19 protein-coding genes and 1 riboswitch are annotated in these 20,406 nt (G+C 38.1%); of the genes, 13 read left to right on the top strand and 6 right to left on the bottom strand.

Going from position 1 to position 20,406, the window contains the following annotated elements; all coding sequences use genetic code 11:
- Positions 1 to 75: 75 nt before the first annotated feature.
- The 3 genes from fumC to O1449_RS08000 all read left to right on the top strand — a co-directional run bounded on the left by fumC (position 76) and on the right by O1449_RS08000 (position 3,733).
- Entirely contained in the window at positions 76 to 1,470 is a 1,395-nt protein-coding gene (gene fumC / locus O1449_RS08010; RefSeq protein ID WP_269237980.1) for a class II fumarate hydratase, read from the top strand.
- 115 nt (positions 1,471 to 1,585) lie between these two features.
- On the top strand, positions 1,586 to 2,077 hold the full coding sequence (locus O1449_RS08005; protein WP_269230438.1) for a hypothetical protein: 492 nt from the start codon (positions 1,586 to 1,588) through the stop codon (positions 2,075 to 2,077).
- Between the two features lie 140 nt (positions 2,078 to 2,217).
- A riboswitch (glycine riboswitch) is annotated at positions 2,218 to 2,307 on the top strand.
- Between the two features lie 181 nt (positions 2,308 to 2,488).
- Positions 2,489 to 3,733 (top strand): D-amino acid dehydrogenase, encoded by a 1,245-nt coding sequence (locus tag O1449_RS08000; RefSeq protein ID WP_269237979.1) that lies wholly within the window; start codon positions 2,489 to 2,491, stop codon positions 3,731 to 3,733.
- A gap of 47 nt (positions 3,734 to 3,780) precedes the next feature.
- Here the strand turns inward: O1449_RS08000 and O1449_RS07995 are convergent, their stop codons facing one another.
- The gene (locus O1449_RS07995) at positions 3,781 to 4,428 is read right to left on the bottom strand and encodes an A1S_1983 family putative colistin resistance protein (RefSeq protein ID WP_269237978.1); all 648 of its coding nucleotides are present in this window, start codon (positions 4,426 to 4,428) and stop codon (positions 3,781 to 3,783) included.
- A gap of 98 nt (positions 4,429 to 4,526) precedes the next feature.
- On the opposite strand from O1449_RS07995, the gene ispF reads away from it, so the two are divergent.
- A complete protein-coding gene (gene ispF / locus O1449_RS07990) occupies positions 4,527 to 5,018 on the top strand; it encodes a 2-C-methyl-D-erythritol 2,4-cyclodiphosphate synthase (RefSeq protein WP_269237977.1) in 492 nt (163 codons plus the stop codon).
- Here the strand turns inward: ispF and O1449_RS07985 are convergent.
- The 5 genes from O1449_RS07985 to glnL all read right to left on the bottom strand — a co-directional run bounded on the left by O1449_RS07985 (position 5,006) and on the right by glnL (position 10,086).
- Complete coding sequence (locus O1449_RS07985; RefSeq protein WP_004662015.1) at positions 5,006 to 5,530, bottom strand: protein tyrosine phosphatase family protein; 525 nt, start codon at positions 5,528 to 5,530, stop codon at positions 5,006 to 5,008. The two genes, ispF and O1449_RS07985, sit on opposite strands and share 13 nt — an antisense overlap.
- A gap of 150 nt (positions 5,531 to 5,680) precedes the next feature.
- A complete protein-coding gene (gene argF / locus O1449_RS07980; protein WP_004662017.1) occupies positions 5,681 to 6,601 on the bottom strand; it encodes an ornithine carbamoyltransferase in 921 nt (306 codons plus the stop codon).
- Between the two features lie 112 nt (positions 6,602 to 6,713).
- Complete coding sequence (locus O1449_RS07975) at positions 6,714 to 7,355, bottom strand: TetR/AcrR family transcriptional regulator (protein WP_004662020.1); 642 nt, start codon at positions 7,353 to 7,355, stop codon at positions 6,714 to 6,716.
- Positions 7,356 to 7,502: 147 nt separating this feature from the next.
- Entirely contained in the window at positions 7,503 to 8,990 is a 1,488-nt protein-coding gene (gene glnG / locus O1449_RS07970) for a nitrogen regulation protein NR(I) (protein WP_005216038.1), read from the bottom strand.
- Positions 8,977 to 10,086 (bottom strand): nitrogen regulation protein NR(II), encoded by a 1,110-nt coding sequence (gene glnL / locus O1449_RS07965; protein WP_269237976.1) that lies wholly within the window; start codon positions 10,084 to 10,086, stop codon positions 8,977 to 8,979. Before glnL ends, glnG begins: the two co-directional genes overlap by 14 nt.
- Before the next feature lie 328 nt (positions 10,087 to 10,414).
- On the opposite strand from glnL, the gene rimO reads away from it, so the two are divergent.
- The 9 genes from rimO (at position 10,415) to O1449_RS07920 (ending at position 20,403) form a co-directional block, all read left to right on the top strand.
- Positions 10,415 to 11,758 (top strand): 30S ribosomal protein S12 methylthiotransferase RimO, encoded by a 1,344-nt coding sequence (gene rimO, locus O1449_RS07960; protein ID WP_269230316.1) that lies wholly within the window; start codon positions 10,415 to 10,417, stop codon positions 11,756 to 11,758.
- A 51-nt stretch (positions 11,759 to 11,809) separates the two neighbouring features.
- Positions 11,810 to 12,538 (top strand): UMP kinase, encoded by a 729-nt coding sequence (pyrH, locus tag O1449_RS07955; RefSeq protein ID WP_004662027.1) that lies wholly within the window; start codon positions 11,810 to 11,812, stop codon positions 12,536 to 12,538.
- A 77-nt stretch (positions 12,539 to 12,615) separates the two neighbouring features.
- Positions 12,616 to 13,170 (top strand): ribosome recycling factor, encoded by a 555-nt coding sequence (frr, locus tag O1449_RS07950; protein ID WP_004662028.1) that lies wholly within the window; start codon positions 12,616 to 12,618, stop codon positions 13,168 to 13,170.
- Positions 13,171 to 13,174: 4 nt separating this feature from the next.
- A complete protein-coding gene (uppS, locus tag O1449_RS07945; RefSeq protein ID WP_269230317.1) occupies positions 13,175 to 13,924 on the top strand; it encodes a polyprenyl diphosphate synthase in 750 nt (249 codons plus the stop codon).
- Between the two features lie 2 nt (positions 13,925 to 13,926).
- Positions 13,927 to 14,754: a phosphatidate cytidylyltransferase gene (locus O1449_RS07940; RefSeq protein ID WP_269237975.1), complete on the top strand. Its 828-nt coding sequence runs from the start codon at positions 13,927 to 13,929 to the stop codon at positions 14,752 to 14,754.
- Complete coding sequence (gene ispC / locus O1449_RS07935) at positions 14,755 to 15,951, top strand: 1-deoxy-D-xylulose-5-phosphate reductoisomerase (protein WP_269230319.1); 1,197 nt, start codon at positions 14,755 to 14,757, stop codon at positions 15,949 to 15,951.
- A gap of 5 nt (positions 15,952 to 15,956) precedes the next feature.
- A complete protein-coding gene (rseP, locus tag O1449_RS07930; RefSeq protein ID WP_269230320.1) occupies positions 15,957 to 17,312 on the top strand; it encodes an RIP metalloprotease RseP in 1,356 nt (451 codons plus the stop codon).
- Positions 17,313 to 17,348: 36 nt separating this feature from the next.
- The gene (gene bamA, locus O1449_RS07925; protein WP_269237974.1) at positions 17,349 to 19,862 is read left to right on the top strand and encodes an outer membrane protein assembly factor BamA; all 2,514 of its coding nucleotides are present in this window, start codon (positions 17,349 to 17,351) and stop codon (positions 19,860 to 19,862) included.
- A 40-nt stretch (positions 19,863 to 19,902) separates the two neighbouring features.
- The gene (locus O1449_RS07920) at positions 19,903 to 20,403 is read left to right on the top strand and encodes an OmpH family outer membrane protein (protein WP_269230322.1); all 501 of its coding nucleotides are present in this window, start codon (positions 19,903 to 19,905) and stop codon (positions 20,401 to 20,403) included.
- Positions 20,404 to 20,406: the final 3 nt, after the last annotated feature.

Below are 20,406 nucleotides of genomic sequence, written 5' to 3'. Positions count from 1 at the left end.
GATATTGATCACTAGCCAAAGCAACGACTTGCTCCAGCCCGTGAAAATTTTAACCAAATAGAGCAGAGGTTGTTTATGCAAATGCGAATTGAACACGATACGATGGGTGAAATTGAGGTTCCTAATGAAGCCTTGTGGGGTGCGCAAACGCAGAGAAGTTTACAGAACTTTAAAATCGGTCAAGAACGTTTACCGCGTGCCATGATCCGAGCAATGGGTTTGGTGAAAAAAGCGGCTGCAATAACCAATGCTGAGTTAAAACAACTACCTGAAGATTTAAGTCAATATATCGTTGATGCTGCTGAAGAAGTGATTGCTGGTCAATGGGACTCACAATTTCCATTGGTGGTTTGGCAAACGGGTTCGGGTACGCAAAGTAATATGAACTGCAATGAAGTGATTGCAAATATTGCCAATCAAAAGTTAGGGCAAGTATTAGGTGCACAAAAACCTGTTCATCCAAATGATCATGTCAATCGCGCCCAATCGACCAATGATTCTTTCCCAACCGCAATCCATGTGGCTGCAAGTATTCAAATCAATGAATTACTGATCCCTGCGGTTGCAGAGTTAAAAGCAACTTTACAGCGCAAATCTGAAGAATTTAACGATATTGTCAAAATCGGACGTACCCATTTACAGGATGCAACGCCTCTGACTTTGGGGCAAGAATTTAGTGGTTATGTGTCACAACTTGAGCATGGCCTAAAACGTTTAGATCAAGCGCTTGAGGGTTTATATGAGTTACCATTAGGTGGTACGGCAGTGGGCACGGGATTAAATGCACATCCTGATTATGCTGTGAAAGCAGCTGAACAATTGGCTGAACTTACAGGTTTACCATTTGTGACTGCACCGAATAAGTTTGAAGCTTTGGCAGGGCGAGACGCAGCAGTATTTGCTTCAGGCGCTTTAAAAACATTGGCTGCAAGCTTAAATAAGATTGCCAATGATATTCGATGGTTAGCGAGTGGTCCTCGTTGTGGTTTTGGTGAGATTCGTATTCCAGAAAATGAACCTGGTTCAAGTATCATGCCTGGTAAAGTCAATCCTACACAAAGTGAAGCGATGACCATGGTTGTTGCTCAGGTTCTAGGTAATGACACTACCATCAATGTGGCGGGTGCATCAGGTAACTTTGAGCTGAATGTATTTATGCCAGTGATTGCTTATAACTTATTGCAATCTATTCAGTTATTAGGAGATGCTTGTAATAGCTTTAATGATCATTGTGCGGTAGGTATTGAGCCAAATCGTGAGAAGATTGATTATTTCTTGCATAACTCTTTAATGTTAGTCACTGCACTCAATCCTGTGATTGGTTACGAAAATTCTGCCAAAGTTGCCAAAACCGCTTATAAGGAAAATAAAACCTTAAAACAAGTTGCTATTGAATTAGGTCTAGTCACAGCAGAGCAGTTCGATGAAGTGGTTAGACCTGAAAATATGGTTTCTCCGAATAGTAAGTAAGTCGTATTGGTAGTTTAAAAAATCCTTCTTTAACCTAGGGGGATTTTTTATGAGTAGTTTTTATAAATCGATCTGCGTACAATATGCTTTTGATTTACCTGATTGTTGCTTCATTATGCTCAATATTTATTTGACAGATACCAAAACCAATATCCAGTTTTCTGATCTTCCAAATGAAAATCCTGTTAAATTTGTATTGAATTTAAAGAAAATTTTTCCAAGTACGGCTGATTTGTTGTTGCCTGTATTACCAGAAGACAATGATTTAGAGAATGTGACTTGGGAAGCAACTTCTAAAGATTTCGAAGTATTTAAGAAATTATTGGAAGGTTGGGGAATCATTGAATTACGTTTAAGTGCTATTACCGCTTATAAAGATAAAAATTTTGCCAACGAGTTAGTCAAAAAAGCGCAAGTTAAACGTAAGCAGATTTCTCAGAAACAAGCACAGCTTTCCTTGATTGCATTGGATTATGTGTTGATGCATGAGATTCATGCACTGATTGATGCTGAATTAGTGATGATTGGTGAGAAATTCTATTTACCAACGTTACGAGAACTATGGAAAGGACAGTTTTCAGATCAAATTTTGCAGTGCAAATTTTAATCTTCAAAAGCAGACGTTAAAGTCTGCTTTTTTATTGATTTATTTTGATTAGCGCTGAAAGAGATACTTGATCTACAAAGAATTACAAGAATTTAGTGTTGGTATTTTTGGTCGGCATATATATTGCTTATAGGGATATAAATATTATTGCGGGAGAGAAGTTCTTCAATGAACTCGCCGAAGGAGCAACGACCCCGGAAACTCTCAGGCAGAAGGACTGTAATGATATAAATACAATCTGGAGAGCAGTGTTCGATTTGAAGAATTATAAGAGAAAAGTTTCTTCTACGATTAACACTCACCGAAGGGGAAGGCTTAATGATTAATTGGTAATCATCTGCCAAAACTCTCAGGTACCATGACAGATGGGGCTAAACATTATGAAATGTTATGCATTTCAAGGAGTTTGCTATGCCACATGTTGTTGTTATTGGTGCGGGGATTACGGGTGTAACGTCTGCTTATGAATTAATTAAATTGGGTTATGAAGTCACAGTGATTGATCGTCATTTATTTCCAGCAATGGAAACTTCATTTGCCAATGGTGGGCAGTTGTCTGCTTGTAACGCTGAGGTCTGGAATCAGAAGGCAACAGTGTTGAAAGGGATTAAATGGATGAGTAAGAAAGATGCGCCTTTATTGCTCAATCCGTCTTTTAGTGTGCATAAATATCGCTGGCTAGTCGAGTTTTTGACTCACATTAAGGACTATAAGGTAAATACAATTGAAACAGTTCGTTTAGCGTTGTTAGCAAGACAACGATTATTTGAAATTGCAGAAAAAGAGGATATTGCTTTTGATTTAGAAAAGCGCGGTATTTTGCACATGTACCATACTAAACAAGACTTCGATATTGCCAAAAAAGTGAATGATGTTTTAGTCGAGGGTAAACTTGAGCGTTATGCAATAACACCTGAAGAAATGAAATCTATTGAGCCAAATTTAACTGGTGATTATTATGGTGGATATTACACTGCTGCGGATGCAACAGGAGATATTCATAAGTATTCTGTTGGTCTTGCCGAAAAAACAAAACAATATGGTGTGAAATATCGCTTTGGTTTGGATGTTCTTGATGTTAAATGTTTGCAGGATAGAGTTGTAGTAGATTGCAAAAATAGTTCAGAGAATATGCACCCTGATAATAATCAACTGACTCAAATTGAAGCTGATATTATTTTAGTGTGCGGTGGTGTTGGAAGTTATCAGCTTGCAGATTTGTTGGGGGATACAGTCAATATCTATCCTGTAAAAGGATATTCAATTACAGTCCAGCTTAAAGATGAGCGAAGTGTAAAAAATGCACCGTGGGTGAGTCTGCTTGATGAAAGCGCAAAAATTGTTACTTCTCGTTTAGGTGCTGATCGCTTCCGTGTCGCAGGCACAGCCGAGTTTAATGGCTATAATCGTGATATTCGCGCAGATCGAATCCAACCTTTAATTAACTGGGTGAACCAAAATTTTGATATTTCAACTGAGCACGCTGTACCATGGGCGGGCTTACGTCCGATGATGCCAAATATGTTGCCTGTAGTGAAACAGGGGAAACATGCGCGAGTATTTTACAATACTGGGCATGGGCATTTAGGCTGGACTTTATCTGCCGCAACAGCGGTATTGATTAGCGAGGAAATTGCACAAAAATTCCCAAGCTAAAGCTAAAAAGCCGATGTGAAAACATCGGCTTATATTGCATTTATTAATTAATCATACAAACGATAAATTCCTGTAAAACGTTCACAACCTTTTTGCTCACTTTTTATAATTAATAAGGCTTTTTTAAAGTCAAATTGGTACTGGCACTTTTTCTCATTATCAATAATAAGATTCTTTTGTTCGGGAGTCGTGTAGGCAAGTAAAGATAAAGTTTGAGTCTCTACACGATTATTGGGATTACGATAAGCAATTCCTTCGATTTTTAACTTATCTTTATCCAGTTGATGAATCTGGATGTGAACAGGTTGTTTGGCTAAATCACCATGTTCAAATTTTAAATAGTGTTGTGTAAGCGTCTGATTCATAGAAGTATAAAAGTTTAAATCATCTAAACGAATATCAAATTGTTGCTGATAACAATTTTTAGATTTGCACTGCTGGATTTGATTAAGCCAAAGCTTTTGTGTGTCATGTAGTAGTTGAATTGGAGCATCAGTCACAAGATAAGCGGTTAAAAACTTATTATTCAGCTTAGTTCGTTGGTCTTGATACTGCTTAGAACAAATTTTTTTTTGCTCAGCATTCTGTGTTGTACAGTTAATTGACGCGGCAAATACAAATGATGAGCAAAAACAACTCAATGTGATGATATAACCAGATTTCTTTAATTGATTTATTAAGGTGTTCAACAGCATAATCACTTATATGTTCAGCCTAATTTGCTCACTGTACTATAGCGAAATAGAAAGCCTGAATACAAGATTTGTTCAGTATATTGTAAAAGGAAAATCATATGGTTGCTCAAATTCGTATTGGACAAGGGATTGATGTACATGCTTTTGAAGAAGGCAATTTCGTTACTTTAGCTGGGATTAAAATTCCGCATACGCATGGTTTAAAAGCGCATTCAGATGGTGATGTGGTCTTGCATGCATTGAGTGATGCTTTACTTGGTGCATTAGCATTGGGAGATATTGGGCAACATTTCCCAGATACTGATCCTGAGTATAAAGGGGCTGATAGCCGGATGTTATTGAAACATGTATATCAATTAATTTTAGATCGTGGTTATCATTTAAATAATGCTGATATCACAGTTGCGTGTGAACGTCCAAAGCTCGCAAAACATAATTTAGAAATGCGCCAAAGTATTGCCGATGTACTTGAAGTCGATATCACTCAAATTAGTATCAAAGCTACAACAACGGAACAACTAGGATTTACAGGTCGTCAAGAAGGCATTTTGGCAACAGCAACTGTCTTAATTTCACATCAAGCAAGATGATCTACATCCATTAATGATTGTTCAAGTTCAAGTGTTGCTTTACGACCTTGCAGTTGTAAAGTAATACTATGAATTAAACCAGTCCAAGTCTCATTCGGTTCCCAAATCTCATGAAGTAATGCTTGAGCTGTGGGCATATCCATATCCATATAAAATTGACGATATAAATACATCAAACTACTTACACGCATGTTTTTGGCACAATGCAGCCAAACAATTTCATTTTGAACAAGATGAGCAATTAAATCTAAAACGAATAAGCATTGTTCTGCACAAGGAAGATCCCAATCAATAGGAATATGAATGTAGTTTAAGCCTAAATCCAAGCAGATTTGGTCTTGTTTCGCTAAATGATTTTCTGATTTGCTTGTCGCAAGATTGATTACTGTACTACAGCCATATTCTTTAATTTGCAATAATTGTTCAGCGCTTGGCTGAGCAGAACTAAATAGATGCTCGTGCACCAAAGAAAAACTAGGAATTTCAGACAGTGCTTGTTCGAGTGAAGTCATAATGTTCGCTTTGTAGTTATCAAAGTTTCAACCAAGAGGAGAAACTTCTTCTAATAAAAGATTTTCTACTATAAGTGTTTTTATTTAAGTGTTCAATTTAGATCGCAAAAATAAAAACAGCATCATGATGATGCTGTTTTCTTTAGCTATTTAGTCTTTTTTCAAATTCTCATTTAATAAGAATTCCATTAATGCCTTTTGAGCATGTAAGCGATTCTCTGCTTCATCCCAAACAACAGCATTTTTATGATCCAGCATGTGTTCAGAAATTTCTTCGCCACGGTGTGCGGGTAAGCAATGCATAAATAAACAATCTGGATGAGCCAGATCCATTAATTTTTCATTCACTTGGAAATCAGCAAATGCTTTTTCACGAAGTTTTTGTTCTTCTTCTTGCCCCATGCTTGCCCATACATCAGTTACGATCAAGTCAGCATTAACCGCAGCATCCTCAGCTTTATTGAACACTTCTACACAATCGGCAAATTCAGTTAAAAACTCAGGTTTTGGTTCGTAACCTTCAGGTGCAGCAATTTTGAGTTTAAAACCCATCATATGTGCTGCTTCAATGTATGAATTACACATATTGTTGCCATCGCCAATCCAAGCAACCGTTTTACCTTTGATGCTTCCACGGTGTTCTTGAAAGGTTTGTAAGTCAGCAAGTAATTGACATGGATGGTGGTCATCCGTTAATCCATTAATGACAGGAACTTTCGAATAAGAAGCAAAACGTTCAACAATATCATGGCCAAAAGTACGAATCATCACGATATCAAGCATGCTTGAAATGACACGTGCTGAATCCTCAATTGGCTCACCACGACCTAATTGAGTATCTCGTGGAGAAAGGAAAATCGCGTTACCGCCAAATTGGCAAATGCCAGCTTCAAAAGAAATACGTGTACGTGTACTCGATTTCTCAAAAATCATTCCTAAGACTTTACCTACAAATGGTTGAAAAACCGTATTTGCATGTTGCATGCGTTTCAATTCTTGAGCACGGTCTAAAATACGTTGCAACTCTAAAGTTGAAAGGTCTCGTAAAGTCAGGAAATGCCGAAGCGCCATAGTTACTCCCACAATAATTATTGAATAAAAACAATAATTAATTGTTATTTAATGGGTGATGATAAAAAAGGAATTGACTACTATACTACACCACCTAAAAAATGCAAAAGAATTAGACTTTTTGATGAGCTTTTAAGAATAAATCAACGGAATAGTTAATATAATCAGTTATTTCAGCGTCATTTGCTGATACTTCTAAACCCATTAAAAGTCGCCACTCAACATCACGTAGAATTCCGAAATACATCATGGCAGAGAAATGAGGGTTTGAGCAGTATATTTCATTGAGGTCGTGTGCCTGACCTAAAGCAAATGCAATCGTATTCTGTATATTTAAAGCACATTGGTCATAAAAATAGTGAGCTAATTGTATATCTTTTTGAGTTTGCTCTGTGAACATACGCATAAAGGCAATATTTTCAGGTTGAATAATATGTTGATAAAAGCGTTGTAATGTTTGTACAAGGTATGTTCTTAAATTATTTTGTTCCGAAGTGTATGGAAAACAAACACCTTTAAAAAACACCTCACGACGATAATCACAAATCGCAGTAAAAAGACCTTCTTTGTTGCCAAAATATTTATAAATAGAAGCTTTTGAGCCACCTGCATGATTGACAATATCATCCAAGGAAACCGCATCATAACCTTTTTCAAGAAATAAATCGGTTGCACATAGTAATAAGGCAAGGCGACGTTCTTGACCACGACGAGTTTGAGGTTGTTCGCAACTTGGGTAACAAATATCAGTCATTATATTCAATGAGCGTTGAGGGAATATTTTATTATAGCAAAAACCATATGTATTGTATGGCTATGGCATTGGATCATGTATCTAAACATCTCAATGTAAAAAAGCGAGTAATGTGATCATTACTCGCTTTTATGGACTATTTATGATTTATGCTGAACGCACTTCATCGTCTTCATCATCGTCTGTTGAATCCATGCCAAGCTCTTTAAGTTTGCGTGTAAGCGTGTTACGGCCCCAACCTAAAAGTTCAGCTGCATGACGTTTGCGACCACGTGTTTGTTGTAGGGCTGCATTAATCAAAGTGCGCTCAAACATTGGCGTAGCGATATCTAAAATTTTCATTTCACCATTTTTTAACTTTTGAATTGCCCATTGAGCTAGTAGCTCATCCCAATGATGTACAGCAATTCTTTCAACTAAAGCTGGGCTTGTAGCTGATGCGTCATTTGTCGACTTTTGTATAGCAACTTGTTTTAGCTCAGCAGGTAGATCTTCTGGATAGACTTCACGTCCAGTAATCATTACTGTTAACCAACGACAAGTATTTTCTAATTGACGAACGTTACCTGGCCAAGGGAGTTGCTGCATATAGTCAGTTGTTTCTGTACGTAAGATTTTAGGACTAACACCTAATTCTTTACCTGCACGCGCCAAGAAATGTTGCGCAAGCATAGGAATATCTTCGCTACGATGAGCAAGTTTCGGAATATGAATGCGAATGACATTAAGGCGATGGTACAAGTCCTCACGGAAACGACCTTCATTCACCAACTTCTCTAAGTCTTGGTGAGTTGCGGCTACAATTCGTACATCAACTTTAACTGGAATGTGTCCCCCAACACGGTAGAACTCGCCATCAGCAAGGACGCGAAGTAAGCGTGTTTGAGTTTCAAAAGGCATATCACCAATTTCATCAAGAAATAATGTACCGCCGTTGGCTTGCTCAAAGCGACCTTGATGTTGAGTGTTGGCACCTGTAAAAGCACCTTTTTCATGCCCGAATAACTCGGTTTCGATTAAATCTTTTGGAATTGCAGCCATATTGAGTGCAATAAAAGGTTTGGCACGACGTGGTGAGTGCTTATGTAGTGCATGTGCAACAAGTTCTTTACCTGTACCAGATTCACCATTAATCAATACAGTGATATGGGATTGAGATAAACGTCCAATTGCACGGAATACTTCCTGCATTGCAGGTGATTCACCAATGATTTCGGTTGATTGTAAAGGCGTCGTGGCTTTGGTTGCTTCTTGTTGTTGCAATTTATTGATGTGCAAAATAGCACGATTCACTAATGCTAAAGCTTCATCGATATCAAATGGTTTTGGTAAATACTCAAATGCACCAGTTTGGTAACTCGAGACAGCAGATTCTAAATCAGAATGTGCTGTCATGATGATGACAGGTAGATCTGGATGCGTGTTTTTAACTTTAGACAAGAAAGTTAAGCCATCAATTCCAGGCATGCGAATATCTGTCAAAATGACATCGGGTGCAGCATCATGCAAACGTTCTAGCGCTGTTTGTGCTTCTTCAAAGTTGGTGACGTCAAAACCTTCTTCTTTAAAAGTTTTTTCGAGTACCCAACGCATGGCACGATCATCATCTATTACCCAAATTTTATTTCGTGACACGGTCTAACTCCCAAGGTAAATATAAGCTAAATATGGTTTTTCCTGGAACGGACTGACATTCGATCATTCCGTTGTGTTGATGCATAATGTTTTGCGCGATACTGAGGCCAAGTCCTGTACCTTTTGCTCGTCCAGTAACAAGCGGGTAAAATACAGACTCTAATATGCTTTCTGGAACACCTGGTCCATTGTCTTCAATATCAATTCTTATCGATGAGCGATTCAGAACACCGTTAATTGTCACTAAGCGTTGAATGCGCGTTCTTAAAATCAGCTCTGGTTCTGAATCGACAAAAAAATCTTTATTTTCAGTCATTGCTTGCACAGCATTTACGCTGATATTGAGCATAACTTGAATCAGTTGATCACGGTCAGCCATCACATCAGGTAAAGATAGGTCGTAATCGCGGGTAATCTTAATTTTTTTCTTCGTTTGATTCACAATAAGTGAACGAACGCGCTCTAAAGGTTCATGAACATTAACCAGCTCGTAGCTTGGTAATTGACGTGAACCAAGCATGGTATCTGCTAGATTGGTTAGGCGATCGACTTCACTAATAATAATGTCGGTAAACTCACGATAGCTTTCATCATTTAAGCTGCGAGCAAGTAATTGTGTTGCACCACGAATGCCCGCTAAAGGATTTTTAATTTCATGTGCCACGCCACGGACCAATTGGCGCGCGACTTGATGTTGTTGTACTAAATTTTCTTCTTTAGAAATTTTCAACATCCGATCAATTGGATTCAGCTCAATCAATAACAGGGGATGGTCGCTTTTTCCTGCATTGAGCTGTGAAACGGTATAGTCCACATGAATGGCTTTAAAGTTTACGTTAATCACCGCTTCACGGCGTGTGTAATGCTGTCCACTTTCTAGTGTATGTAATAAAGCCTCGTGGGTATTAAAGGTATCATCATGGGCATGCAGTAAATTTAATACAGGTTGACCTGATGCGCGTAACAGGCTGACATCAAATAATGCTTCACAAGCCGAATTTAAATAAAAAATATTAAGTTTACTATCGACCAATAATATGGCAGTGGTCAGATTATCTACGAGCAGTCGATAGTCGATAGTGTTATGTTGATCCATTTGTGAATCGTCCTGTTTTAAAATGGCGCAATAAATATCAATGTAGATGAATAGCCATTAACTTCTGAAATGTATTTAATGCAAAATGCAAGCCAACTTTGTATTGGCTAATATTCAATAACTTAATTCATAAATAATGAATTTATGCTGTATTTTTCACATAGATTGAGTTATTTCAATATTTTATCATGCTTTAAAATGGTGCGTTGTTAGGGTTTGTTTAAAATTTTGGTTGTATTTTGGTGCATTACACAAAGAGATGGCTTTGTAGCTATGCGGCAGCAAAGAAAAGTCATACAATACGCCGATTCAAGTGGAGCGCAGATTCATGAAGACCCCCAAAGTCGGTTTTGTATCTTTAGGTTGTCCTAAGGCATTGGTAGATTCTGAACGAATTTTAACTCAGTTAAAGACTGAAGGTTATCAAGTTGCATCAGATTATGACGGTGCAGATTTGGTTGTTGTTAATACTTGTGGTTTTATTGAATCTGCAGTGCAAGAGTCTTTAGATGCCATTGGCGAAGCCATGAGCGAGAACGGTCGTGTGATCGTTACAGGTTGCTTAGGTAAAGATGAAGATAAAATTCGTCAAATGCACCCAAATGTGCTTAAAGTTACAGGGGCGGCAGCTTATCAAGATGTAATGGAAGCTGTACATGAATATGTACCAGCTCCTCCAAAACATAACCCATTTATTGATCTAGTCCCAGAACAAGGTGTGCGTTTAACACCAAAACATTATGCTTATTTAAAAATATCAGAAGGCTGTAACCATCGTTGTACTTTCTGCATTATTCCAAGTATGCGTGGTGATTTAGTTTCTCGTCCTGTAGGTAGTGTGTTAGATGAAGCAGCAGCATTAAAACGCGCTGGTGTAAAAGAAGTATTGGTTATTTCTCAAGATACTTCTGCTTATGGTGTCGATACCAAATACAAGTTGGACTTTTGGAATGGTCAACCTGTAAAAACTAAGTTCTATGATATGTGTGAAGCACTTGGTCAGCTTGGTATTTGGGTGCGTTTACATTATGTCTATCCTTACCCACATGTCGATGCAGTCATTGACCTAATGGCACAAGGAAAAATCCTGCCATATTTAGATATTCCTTTTCAGCATGCCAGTCCGCGCATCTTAAAATTGATGAAGCGACCAGCTCATAGTGAAAATACATTAGAGCGTCTGAAATTGTGGCGTGAAAAATGCCCTGAATTGGTGATTCGCTCAACTTTTGTTGTGGGTTTCCCTGGTGAAACTGAAGAAGATTTCCAAACTCTATTGGAATGGTTAAAAGAAGCCCAATTAGATCGCGTGGGCTGTTTTACTTATTCACCAGTAGAGGGTGCGACAGCGAATGATCTTCCTGACCATGTGCCAGAGGAGATCAAGCAAGATCGTTATGAGCGTTTCATGGAAGTTCAGCAAGCGATTTCTGCTGCAAAACTACAAAAGCGTATTGGTCAGACGATGACAGTATTGGTTGATAGCTTGGAAGAAGAATTTCCAGTTGCTGTTGCGCGTTCATATGCAGATGCACCAGAAATCGATGGCAACGTATTTGTTGAAGATATTGATAAGAGTGTGATTAAAGCGGGTGATTTACTCGAAGTCGAAATCACGGATGCAGATGAATATGATTTATTTGCTAAGTTGATTCAGATTAAATCAGCTTGATATTGAATTAAATTGAAGAAATTTTGAGATTAGTCGGTTTGGAGTAAAGGTATGTCAGCTTCTAAAAATCCACGTTATGCACGAATCTTGCTAAAGCTTTCTGGTGAAGCTTTAGCAGGCAATAAAGATATGGGTATCGATGCCCAAGTATTAGATCAGATGTCACTTTCAATTGCGCACTTGGTTGGTTTAGGTGTGCAGGTTGGTATCGTTGTTGGTGGCGGTAACTTATATCGTGGTAGTCAGTTACAAAAAGATGGTCTTGTAGGTCGCGTAACAGGTGACCAAATGGGGATGTTGGCAACTGTAATGAATGGTTTGGCAATGCGTGATGCATTAGTGCGCCGTAATATCAAAACACGTTTAATGTCTGCACTTCCAATTGGCACGGTTGTTGAATCTTACTCAAGTCGTGATGCAATTCGCCACCTAAGCCAAGGTGAAGTTTGTGTATTTGTTGCGGGTACAGGTAATCCATTCTTTACCACAGATACAGCTGCTTGCTTACGTGGTATTGAAATTGAAGCAAACCTCATCTTAAAAGCAACTAAAGTTGATGGTGTTTATAATAAAGATCCAAGTAAATATGATGATGCAGTTAAGTATGATAATTTAACTTTCGATCAAGTACTTGATGAAAAGTTGGGTGTAATGGATCTTACAGCAATTTGCTTATGCCGTGATCATAATGTTCCATTACAAGTATTCGATATGAATAAATCGGGTGCTTTACTTTCTGTTGTAATGGGTGAAAAAGAGGGTACTCACGTTACGAATTAATGTACGTGAGCCATAAAGCGCTTTATACTAATGTCTAAATATTTTGTAATACCTAATGAATAAGTAAGGAAGATCATATGATTAACGATCTCAAAAAAGATAGCGAATTGCGTATGAATAAAACACTTGACTCTTTGGAGCAAGGTTTTGCAAAAGTTCGTACTGGACGTGCGCATCCATCTATTTTAAATGGTGTGATGGTTCCTTACTATGGTTCTGATGTTCCATTAAACCAAGTTGCAAACGTAGGACTTGAAGACTCACGTACACTCTTAGTACAACCATTTGAGCGTTCAATGGTTTCAGCAATTGATAAAGCAATTCGTGAAGCTGGTTTAGGATTGAACCCTATTACAGCAGACGCAATTCGTGTACCGATGGCTGCATTGACTGAAGAAACGCGTCGCGATATGCAAAAAGTTGCACGTACTGAAGCTGAGAATGCAAAAGTTGCAATTCGAAACATTCGTCGTGATGTATTAGGTGATATCAAAGCATTGTTGAAAGAAAAAGAAATTTCTGAAGATGATGATCGCCGTGCATCAGAGGATATTCAGAAAATTACGGATAAATTCGTTGCTGAAGTAGAAAAGCGCTTGGCTGCGAAAGAAGCTGAATTAATGAAGGTCTAACTTTATGACCTTGCAAGAAGATCAACTTCTTCCTCAGCATGTTGCCATCATTATGGATGGCAACAATCGCTTTGCCAAAAAGATGCAAATGCAAAAAGGTGATGGGCATCGTGAAGGCAAAAATGTCTTGGATCCGATTGTCGAGCATTGTAAAAGTGTCGGCGTAAAAGCATTAACGGTTTTTGCATTTTCAAGTGAAAACTGGAATCGACCACAATATGAAGTCGATTTACTCATGAAGTTGTTAGAAGATACGATTCATGAGCAGCTTCCTCGTATGGAAAAGTTTAATATTGCTCTACGTTTTATTGGTGACCGATCGCGCCTCTCAGATCATTTAAGTGATTTAATGCGATATGCAGAACAAAAAACAGCCGCCTTTGATTCCATGACCTTAAGTATTGCGATTAGCTATGGTGGTATGTGGGACATGGCGAATGCTGCAAAATGTATTGCTCAAGATGTTCTTGCTGGAAAAGTTCAAACAAATCATATAAATGTTGATTTATTTGATAAATATGTCAGTCTAAATGATCTACCTGCTGTGGATTTATTAATTCGTACAGGGGGGGATTATCGCCTTTCAAATTTCTTATTGTGGCAAGCTGCGTATGCAGAATTGTACTTTACAGAAACTTTATGGCCAGAGTTTAAGGTCGAAGAATTGGATTACGCATTTCGTGTTTTTTCAGGACGTGAACGACGTTTCGGTAAGACGACAGAACAGATTCAACAAGCGAAAATAGAGAATTAATAATGTTAGAGCGGATTATTACCGCATTGGTGTTAGTTGCTGTTGTTTTAAGTTGCATGTTTGCGACGCAATCACATTATCCAATGTTTGTGCTTATGATTTTAGCAGCTGGGGTTGCAGGCTATGAGTGGTTTAAGCTTATGCCTCATAAAGAAGCTATTGTTTCAAAACCTAAGGCTTGGATATATGGTATATGTGTAGCATCGGTTTCAATACTCGCTTTATTTTTTAATGATGTTGCATTGTTGTTATGGGCAGCATCTATTCTTACGTGGCTAGGGAGTATTTACTGGGTTAAAAGCTTTCCAGAATCAGATAGTTGGTACAATGTATCATTGTATGTTATTGGTTTTATTCTAATTTCTGCAGCAGTGACTGCGCTTTATGCGGTTTGGCATAGCTCACCTTGGTGGCTGATGTATTTGTTCTTGTTAGTTTGGGGGGCAGATAGTGGCGCATATTTTGTTGGTCGTAAATTTGGTAAAAGAAAACTTGCTCCTACAGTAAGCCCGAATAAATCAGTTGAAGGATTGTATGGTGGTATTGCAACAACAGTTGTGATTATGTTGGTTATACAATACTTCTATTTAAATTTAACGACAATCCAGCTTATTTTGTTCTTAATTCTTTCCATTATTACTGTTTTTGCATCTGTATTAGGTGACTTATTTGAGTCGATGATCAAACGTCGTGCAGGCATTAAAGACTCAGGGCGTGTACTTCCAGGGCATGGTGGAGTACTAGATCGAATTGATTCACTTCTTGCTGCCGCGCCTATTTTTGCAACTGGTATGTATGTATTAGTAAAACTTATTGGTGTAGATCTATAAATGACACAAGCTGTTTGTATATTGGGTGTTACGGGTTCAATTGGGCAAAGTACCTTAAAAGTATTGGCACGACACCCAGACCAATACTCTGTTTATGCGGTTTCTGCATATAGTCGTTTAGATGAACTGGTAGAAATATGTAAAAAATACAGCCCTAAAATAGTGGTTGTTCCGAAAATAAAAGCATTAGAACTAGAACAACGTTTAAATCAAGAAAATCTAAAAAATATTGAAATTTTAACAGATGAAGCGGGTTTGATAGCCATTGCTGAACATGATGCAGTTGATATTGTTATGGCTGCAATCGTCGGTGCTGCTGGCTTATTACCAACACTTGCCGCAGTCAAAGCAGGCAAACGTGTGTTACTTGCAAACAAGGAAGCCTTGGTGATGTCAGGTGACATCATGATGCAGGCAGCACGTGATCATAATGCTTTATTGCTTCCTGTCGATTCAGAGCATAATGCGATCTTTCAGTCATTACCACACAATTATTTACAGATTGAGAGAACAGGTGAGCCACAACTTGGCGTGTCTCAGGTTTTATTGACAGCTTCTGGTGGTCCATTTCTTAATCATTCTTTAGAACAATTACATGATGTAACGCCTCAACAGGCTTGTAAGCATCCAAATTGGTCTATGGGGCAAAAAATTTCGGTAGATTCAGCGACTTTGATGAATAAAGGTTTGGAATTGATCGAAGCGTGTCATTTGTTTTCAATATCAGAACATTTTGTTACAGTTGTTGTTCATCCACAAAGTATTATTCATTCCATGGTGCAATATGTGGATGGATCAACTTTGGCACAAATGGGTAACCCAGACATGTGTACGCCAATTGCGCACGCATTAGCATGGCCGCAACGTTTAATGACGGATGTTCCTGCTTTAAATCTGTTCGAAACAGCTCAATTAAATTTTCAGGCACCTGATAATATTAAATTCCCAGCTTTAAATTTAGCTCGTCAAGCCATGCGTGCGGGTGGATTAGCACCTACAATTTTGAATGCTGCCAATGAAATTGCGGTTGCTGGATTTTTAAAAGAGCAAATTCGATTTACTGACATTACGCAAGTGGTCGAGCATACTTTACAAGTTGTACAAAATGCTAAAGCAGAAAGCATAGACATCATCTTGCAGACTGATATGATCGCAAGAGGTATCGCAGAGAAGTACATCGTAGGTATAGGGGGTTAAATCGTATGAGCGCACTATTTATGATTGTTGCAGCGATTTTATTATTAGGCCCTCTGATTGCGATTCATGAGTTTGGCCATTATTGGGTCGCGCGTAAATTAGGCGTTAAGGTTTTAGTTTATTCTATTGGCTTTGGACCGACTTTGCTTAAATGGCAATCGAAAAAATCAGGTATACAATACCAGCTTTCAGCATTGCCGCTTGGTGGTTACGTTAAAATGCTGGATGAACGTGAAGGTAATGTTGCTGAGCAAGATTTACCTTATGCATTCAACCGACAATCTCCTTGGAAGCGTATCGCAATTGTTGCTGCTGGACCGTTGATTAATCTTATTTTTGCAGTTTTATTGTTTTGGATTTTGTTTTTACCAGCCCAAGAACAGCTCAATACCCGTATTGGCAAAATCATGCCAAATACACCTGCTGCCCAAGTCGATTTACATGTTGGCGATAAAGTGGTGATGGTGGATGGTCAAACAACTGCAACATGGGAAAAACTGAATTACGCTTTGGTTAATCGCGTTGGAGAGACTGGTCAAGTTTCGATTGTTGTTGATCGTGCGGGAACTGAAAAACAATACAATTTGCCAATTAAAGACTTTTTAAAAGATCAAAGCCAATCTCCATTAGATGTATTAGGTTTCTTACCTTATCGTCCATTTATATCAGCGACTGTAAAGGAATTGAGCCCAGATGGTGCTGCAATACGCCAAGGTATGAAAGTGGGTGATCGCATCGTCGCAATTGATAGTGTTGCAATGAAAGATTGGTTTGATGTTGTGAATGTTGTGCAAAATTCACCTGAAAAACTTTTGAATATTGATGTAATACGTCAAGGTCAACTTGTACATTTACAGGTGATGCCGCAAGGTCAACGTGACAATATGGGTAATATGAGTGGTGTTCTTGGAGTGAAAAGTGATGCGGGTAAAATCACGATTCCCAATGAATACAAACAAACCATTCAGTATTCACCTGTTGAAGCATTAGGTGTCGCTGTTGAAAAAACAACACAATTGTCAGGTATGATTTTTAGTTCGATTACTAAAATGGTACGTGGACTAATTGGATTGGATAACTTATCAGGTCCTATTACGATTGCAAAAGTTGCAGGACAGAGTGCTGAAATGGGGTGGCAAACCTTTATTTCTTTTATGGCGTTGATGAGTGTAAGTCTGGGTATCCTAAATTTATTACCAATTCCAATGCTTGATGGTGGTCACTTAGTTTATTACTTTATCGAAGCAATTCGTGGTAAACCTGTTTCCGAACAAATACAAATGTTTGGTCTAAAAGTTGGTATGGTACTGCTCGGTAGCATGATGCTTTTGGCTTTATTTAACGACTTCATGCGTTTATAAAAAAACGCAAACGGAATTTAACTTACTGGAAAATATATGGGCATGCGTCACACACATTTATTAATGCCTTTGGCACTGGTTAGTGCGATGGCAGTGGTACAACAAGCATACGCAGCAGATGAGTTTCTTGCACAAGATATACGAATTGATGGCCTCGTGCGTTTAACACCTGCAAGTATCTATTCTATGTTACCAATAAATAGTGGCGATAGAGTAAGTGATCCTGTGATTGCTGAGGCGATCCGTACTTTATATGCTTCAGGTCTATTTGATGACATTAAAGCCTATAAAGAAAAAAACGTATTGGTTTTTAAAGTTGTTGAGCGTCCAATTATTTCTAAATTGGAGTTTAAAGGTAATAAGCTGATTCCTAAAGAAGCCTTAGAGCAAGGCTTAAAGAAAATGGGGATTTCAGAGGGCGAAGTCTTTAAGAAGTCGGCATTGCAGATCATTGAGACTGAACTTGAGCAGCAATATACTCAACAAGGTCGTTATGATGCTGATGTAACGGTTGATACCATTGCTCGTCCAAATAACCGTGTTGAGCTCAAGCTTAATTTTAATGAAGGTACGGCTGCAAAAGTTTTTGATATTAATATCATTGGTAATACTGTATTTAGTGATAGTGACATTAAGCAGGCTTTTGCAGTTAAAGAAAGCGGTTGGGCTTCGATTGTTACACGTAATGATCGCTATGCACGTGAAAAAATGGCAGCAAGCTTAGAAGCATTACGTGCTTTATATCTGAATAAAGGTTATATCAACTTTAATATTATCAATTCACAACTCAACATCAGTGAAGATAAAAAACACATTTTCATTGAGGTCTCAGTTGATGAAGGCGGTCAGTTTAAGTTTGGTGAAACCAAATTCTTAGGCGATGCACTCTATAAACCTGAAGAATTAAAAGCACTCAAACTATATAAAGATGGTGAAACTTATTCACAAGAAAAAGTAAATGCTGTTAAGCAGTTGCTACTTCGCAAATATGGTAATGCAGGTTATTACTATGCAGAAGTGAATGTTGTACCTGAAATTAATAATCAAACAGGCATTGTAAATCTAAATTATTATATTAATCCTGGTCAGCAAGTCACTGTTCGTCGTATTAACTTTACTGGAAATAGTAAAACAGCGGATGAGGTATTACGTCGTGAAATGCGCCAAATGGAAGGTGCTTTAGCAAGTAATGAAAAAATTGATTTGTCGAAAGTACGTTTAGAACGCACAGGTTTCTTTAAAACTGTTGATGTAAAACCTGTTCGCGTACCTAATTCTCCAGACCAAGTTGATTTAAATGTAGATGTTGAAGAGCAACATTCTGGCACAACGACATTAGCAGTAGGTTATTCTCAGAATGGTGGTATTACTTTCCAAGCAGGTTTAAGTCAAACCAACTTTATGGGTACTGGGAACCGTGTTGCGATTGATTTATCCCGTTCCGAAACACAAGACTATTATAACTTAAGTGTGACGGACCCATATTTTACTATTGATGGTGTTAGTCGTGGTTACAACGTTTATTATCGAAAAACGAAGTTAAGTGAGAACTATAACGTTAATAACTATGTTACTGATAGCGTTGGTGGTAGTTTAAGTTTCGGCTATCCGATTGATGAAAACCAAAGTGTGAGTGCATCTTTAGGTATTGATCAAACTAAAGTAAGAACTGGTCCAAGTGTTTCTACTTATATTCGTGATTATTTATTGGCAAATGGTGGTAAAGCAACAGCACAGAACACTTATTGTCCTGAAGACCAATTAGATAAAGATTTAGATGGTAACTATACAGGTAAATGTAAACCGGGTGGCGAGATTACTTATAATAGTGCTTTCGAAGGTAGTTTCCTAACTTATACTTTGAATTTAGGTTGGTCTTATAACACCTTGAACAGACCACTTTTCCCAACTTCAGGTATGTCTCATCGTGTGGGTCTAGAGGTAGGGCTTCCAGGTAGTGACGTTGACTACCAAAAAATGACTTATGATGCTCAGGCATTCAAATCATTGCCGATGGGATTTGTACTTAGAGGCTATGGTAAGTTAGGTTATGGTAATGACCTACCATTCTATAAAAACTTCTATGCGGGTGGTTATGGATCTGTTCGTGGTTATGACAATAGCTCACTGGGACCTAAATACCCAAGTGTTATCTTCCAAGCAACTGGTAAAAATGACCCGAGCCCAGAAGAAGTTGGTGGGAATGCCTTGGTTCAATTTGGAACAGAGTTAGCATTACCTTTACCATTCAAAGGAGATTGGACACGTCAAGTTCGACCTGTACTTTTTGCCGAGGGTGCTCAGGTATTTGATACGCAATGTAATGTACCAAAGGGTAATATATTAGTAGGTGCTAGTACTGTTGATATCAAACAATATTGTAATGATAACTACAAGTTCGATTTTGGCAATATGCGTTATAGCGTTGGCGCTGGTTTTACGTGGATTACGATGATTGGTCCATTATCATTAAGTTATGCTTATCCGCTTAATGATAAGAGTGGTGATAATACCAAATCTATTCAATTCGAAATTGGTCGTACTTTCTAAGTACGGCCCTTAAACTCTTAAAATATAAAAGGACGAAATAATGAAAAAATTAACGATGTTGATGTTAGGCTTAGGTTTAACGGTTTCTGCTATGACGAATGCTGCTGGTATAGGTGTTGTTGATCTAACTCGCGTAGTTGAAAGTAGCACATATCTTAAACAACAAAATGCTGCTCTTGGTCAATCAGTTAAACCAACATCGACGAGATTAGAACAATTAGGCAAAGAATTAGAAACTATGCAGCAAAAAGCGCAAACTGATGGTCCTAAGATGAATCAAGCGGATATTCAGAAAATGACTGCGCTGTATCAAGCTAAGTTAAATGAGTTCAATACAACCCAACAGGGCTTACAGACTAAAGTACAGTCTTCATTGCAGTCAATGAACACTGCATTTGAAGGAAAAGTGAAGCAAGCAGCTGAGCAATTAAGAAAAGAAAATAATTTAGATCTTATTTTGAATAAAAATTCAACAATTGCCTCTGACGCTCAGTATGATTTAACTGATAAAATGATCCAAAAGGTTAACGCACTGAAATAATCA

The sequence above is a fragment of the Acinetobacter sp. TR3 genome (assembly GCF_027105055.1).
Classification (GTDB): domain Bacteria; phylum Pseudomonadota; class Gammaproteobacteria; order Pseudomonadales; family Moraxellaceae; genus Acinetobacter.
This window is presented reverse-complemented; position numbering and strand designations above follow the sequence as displayed.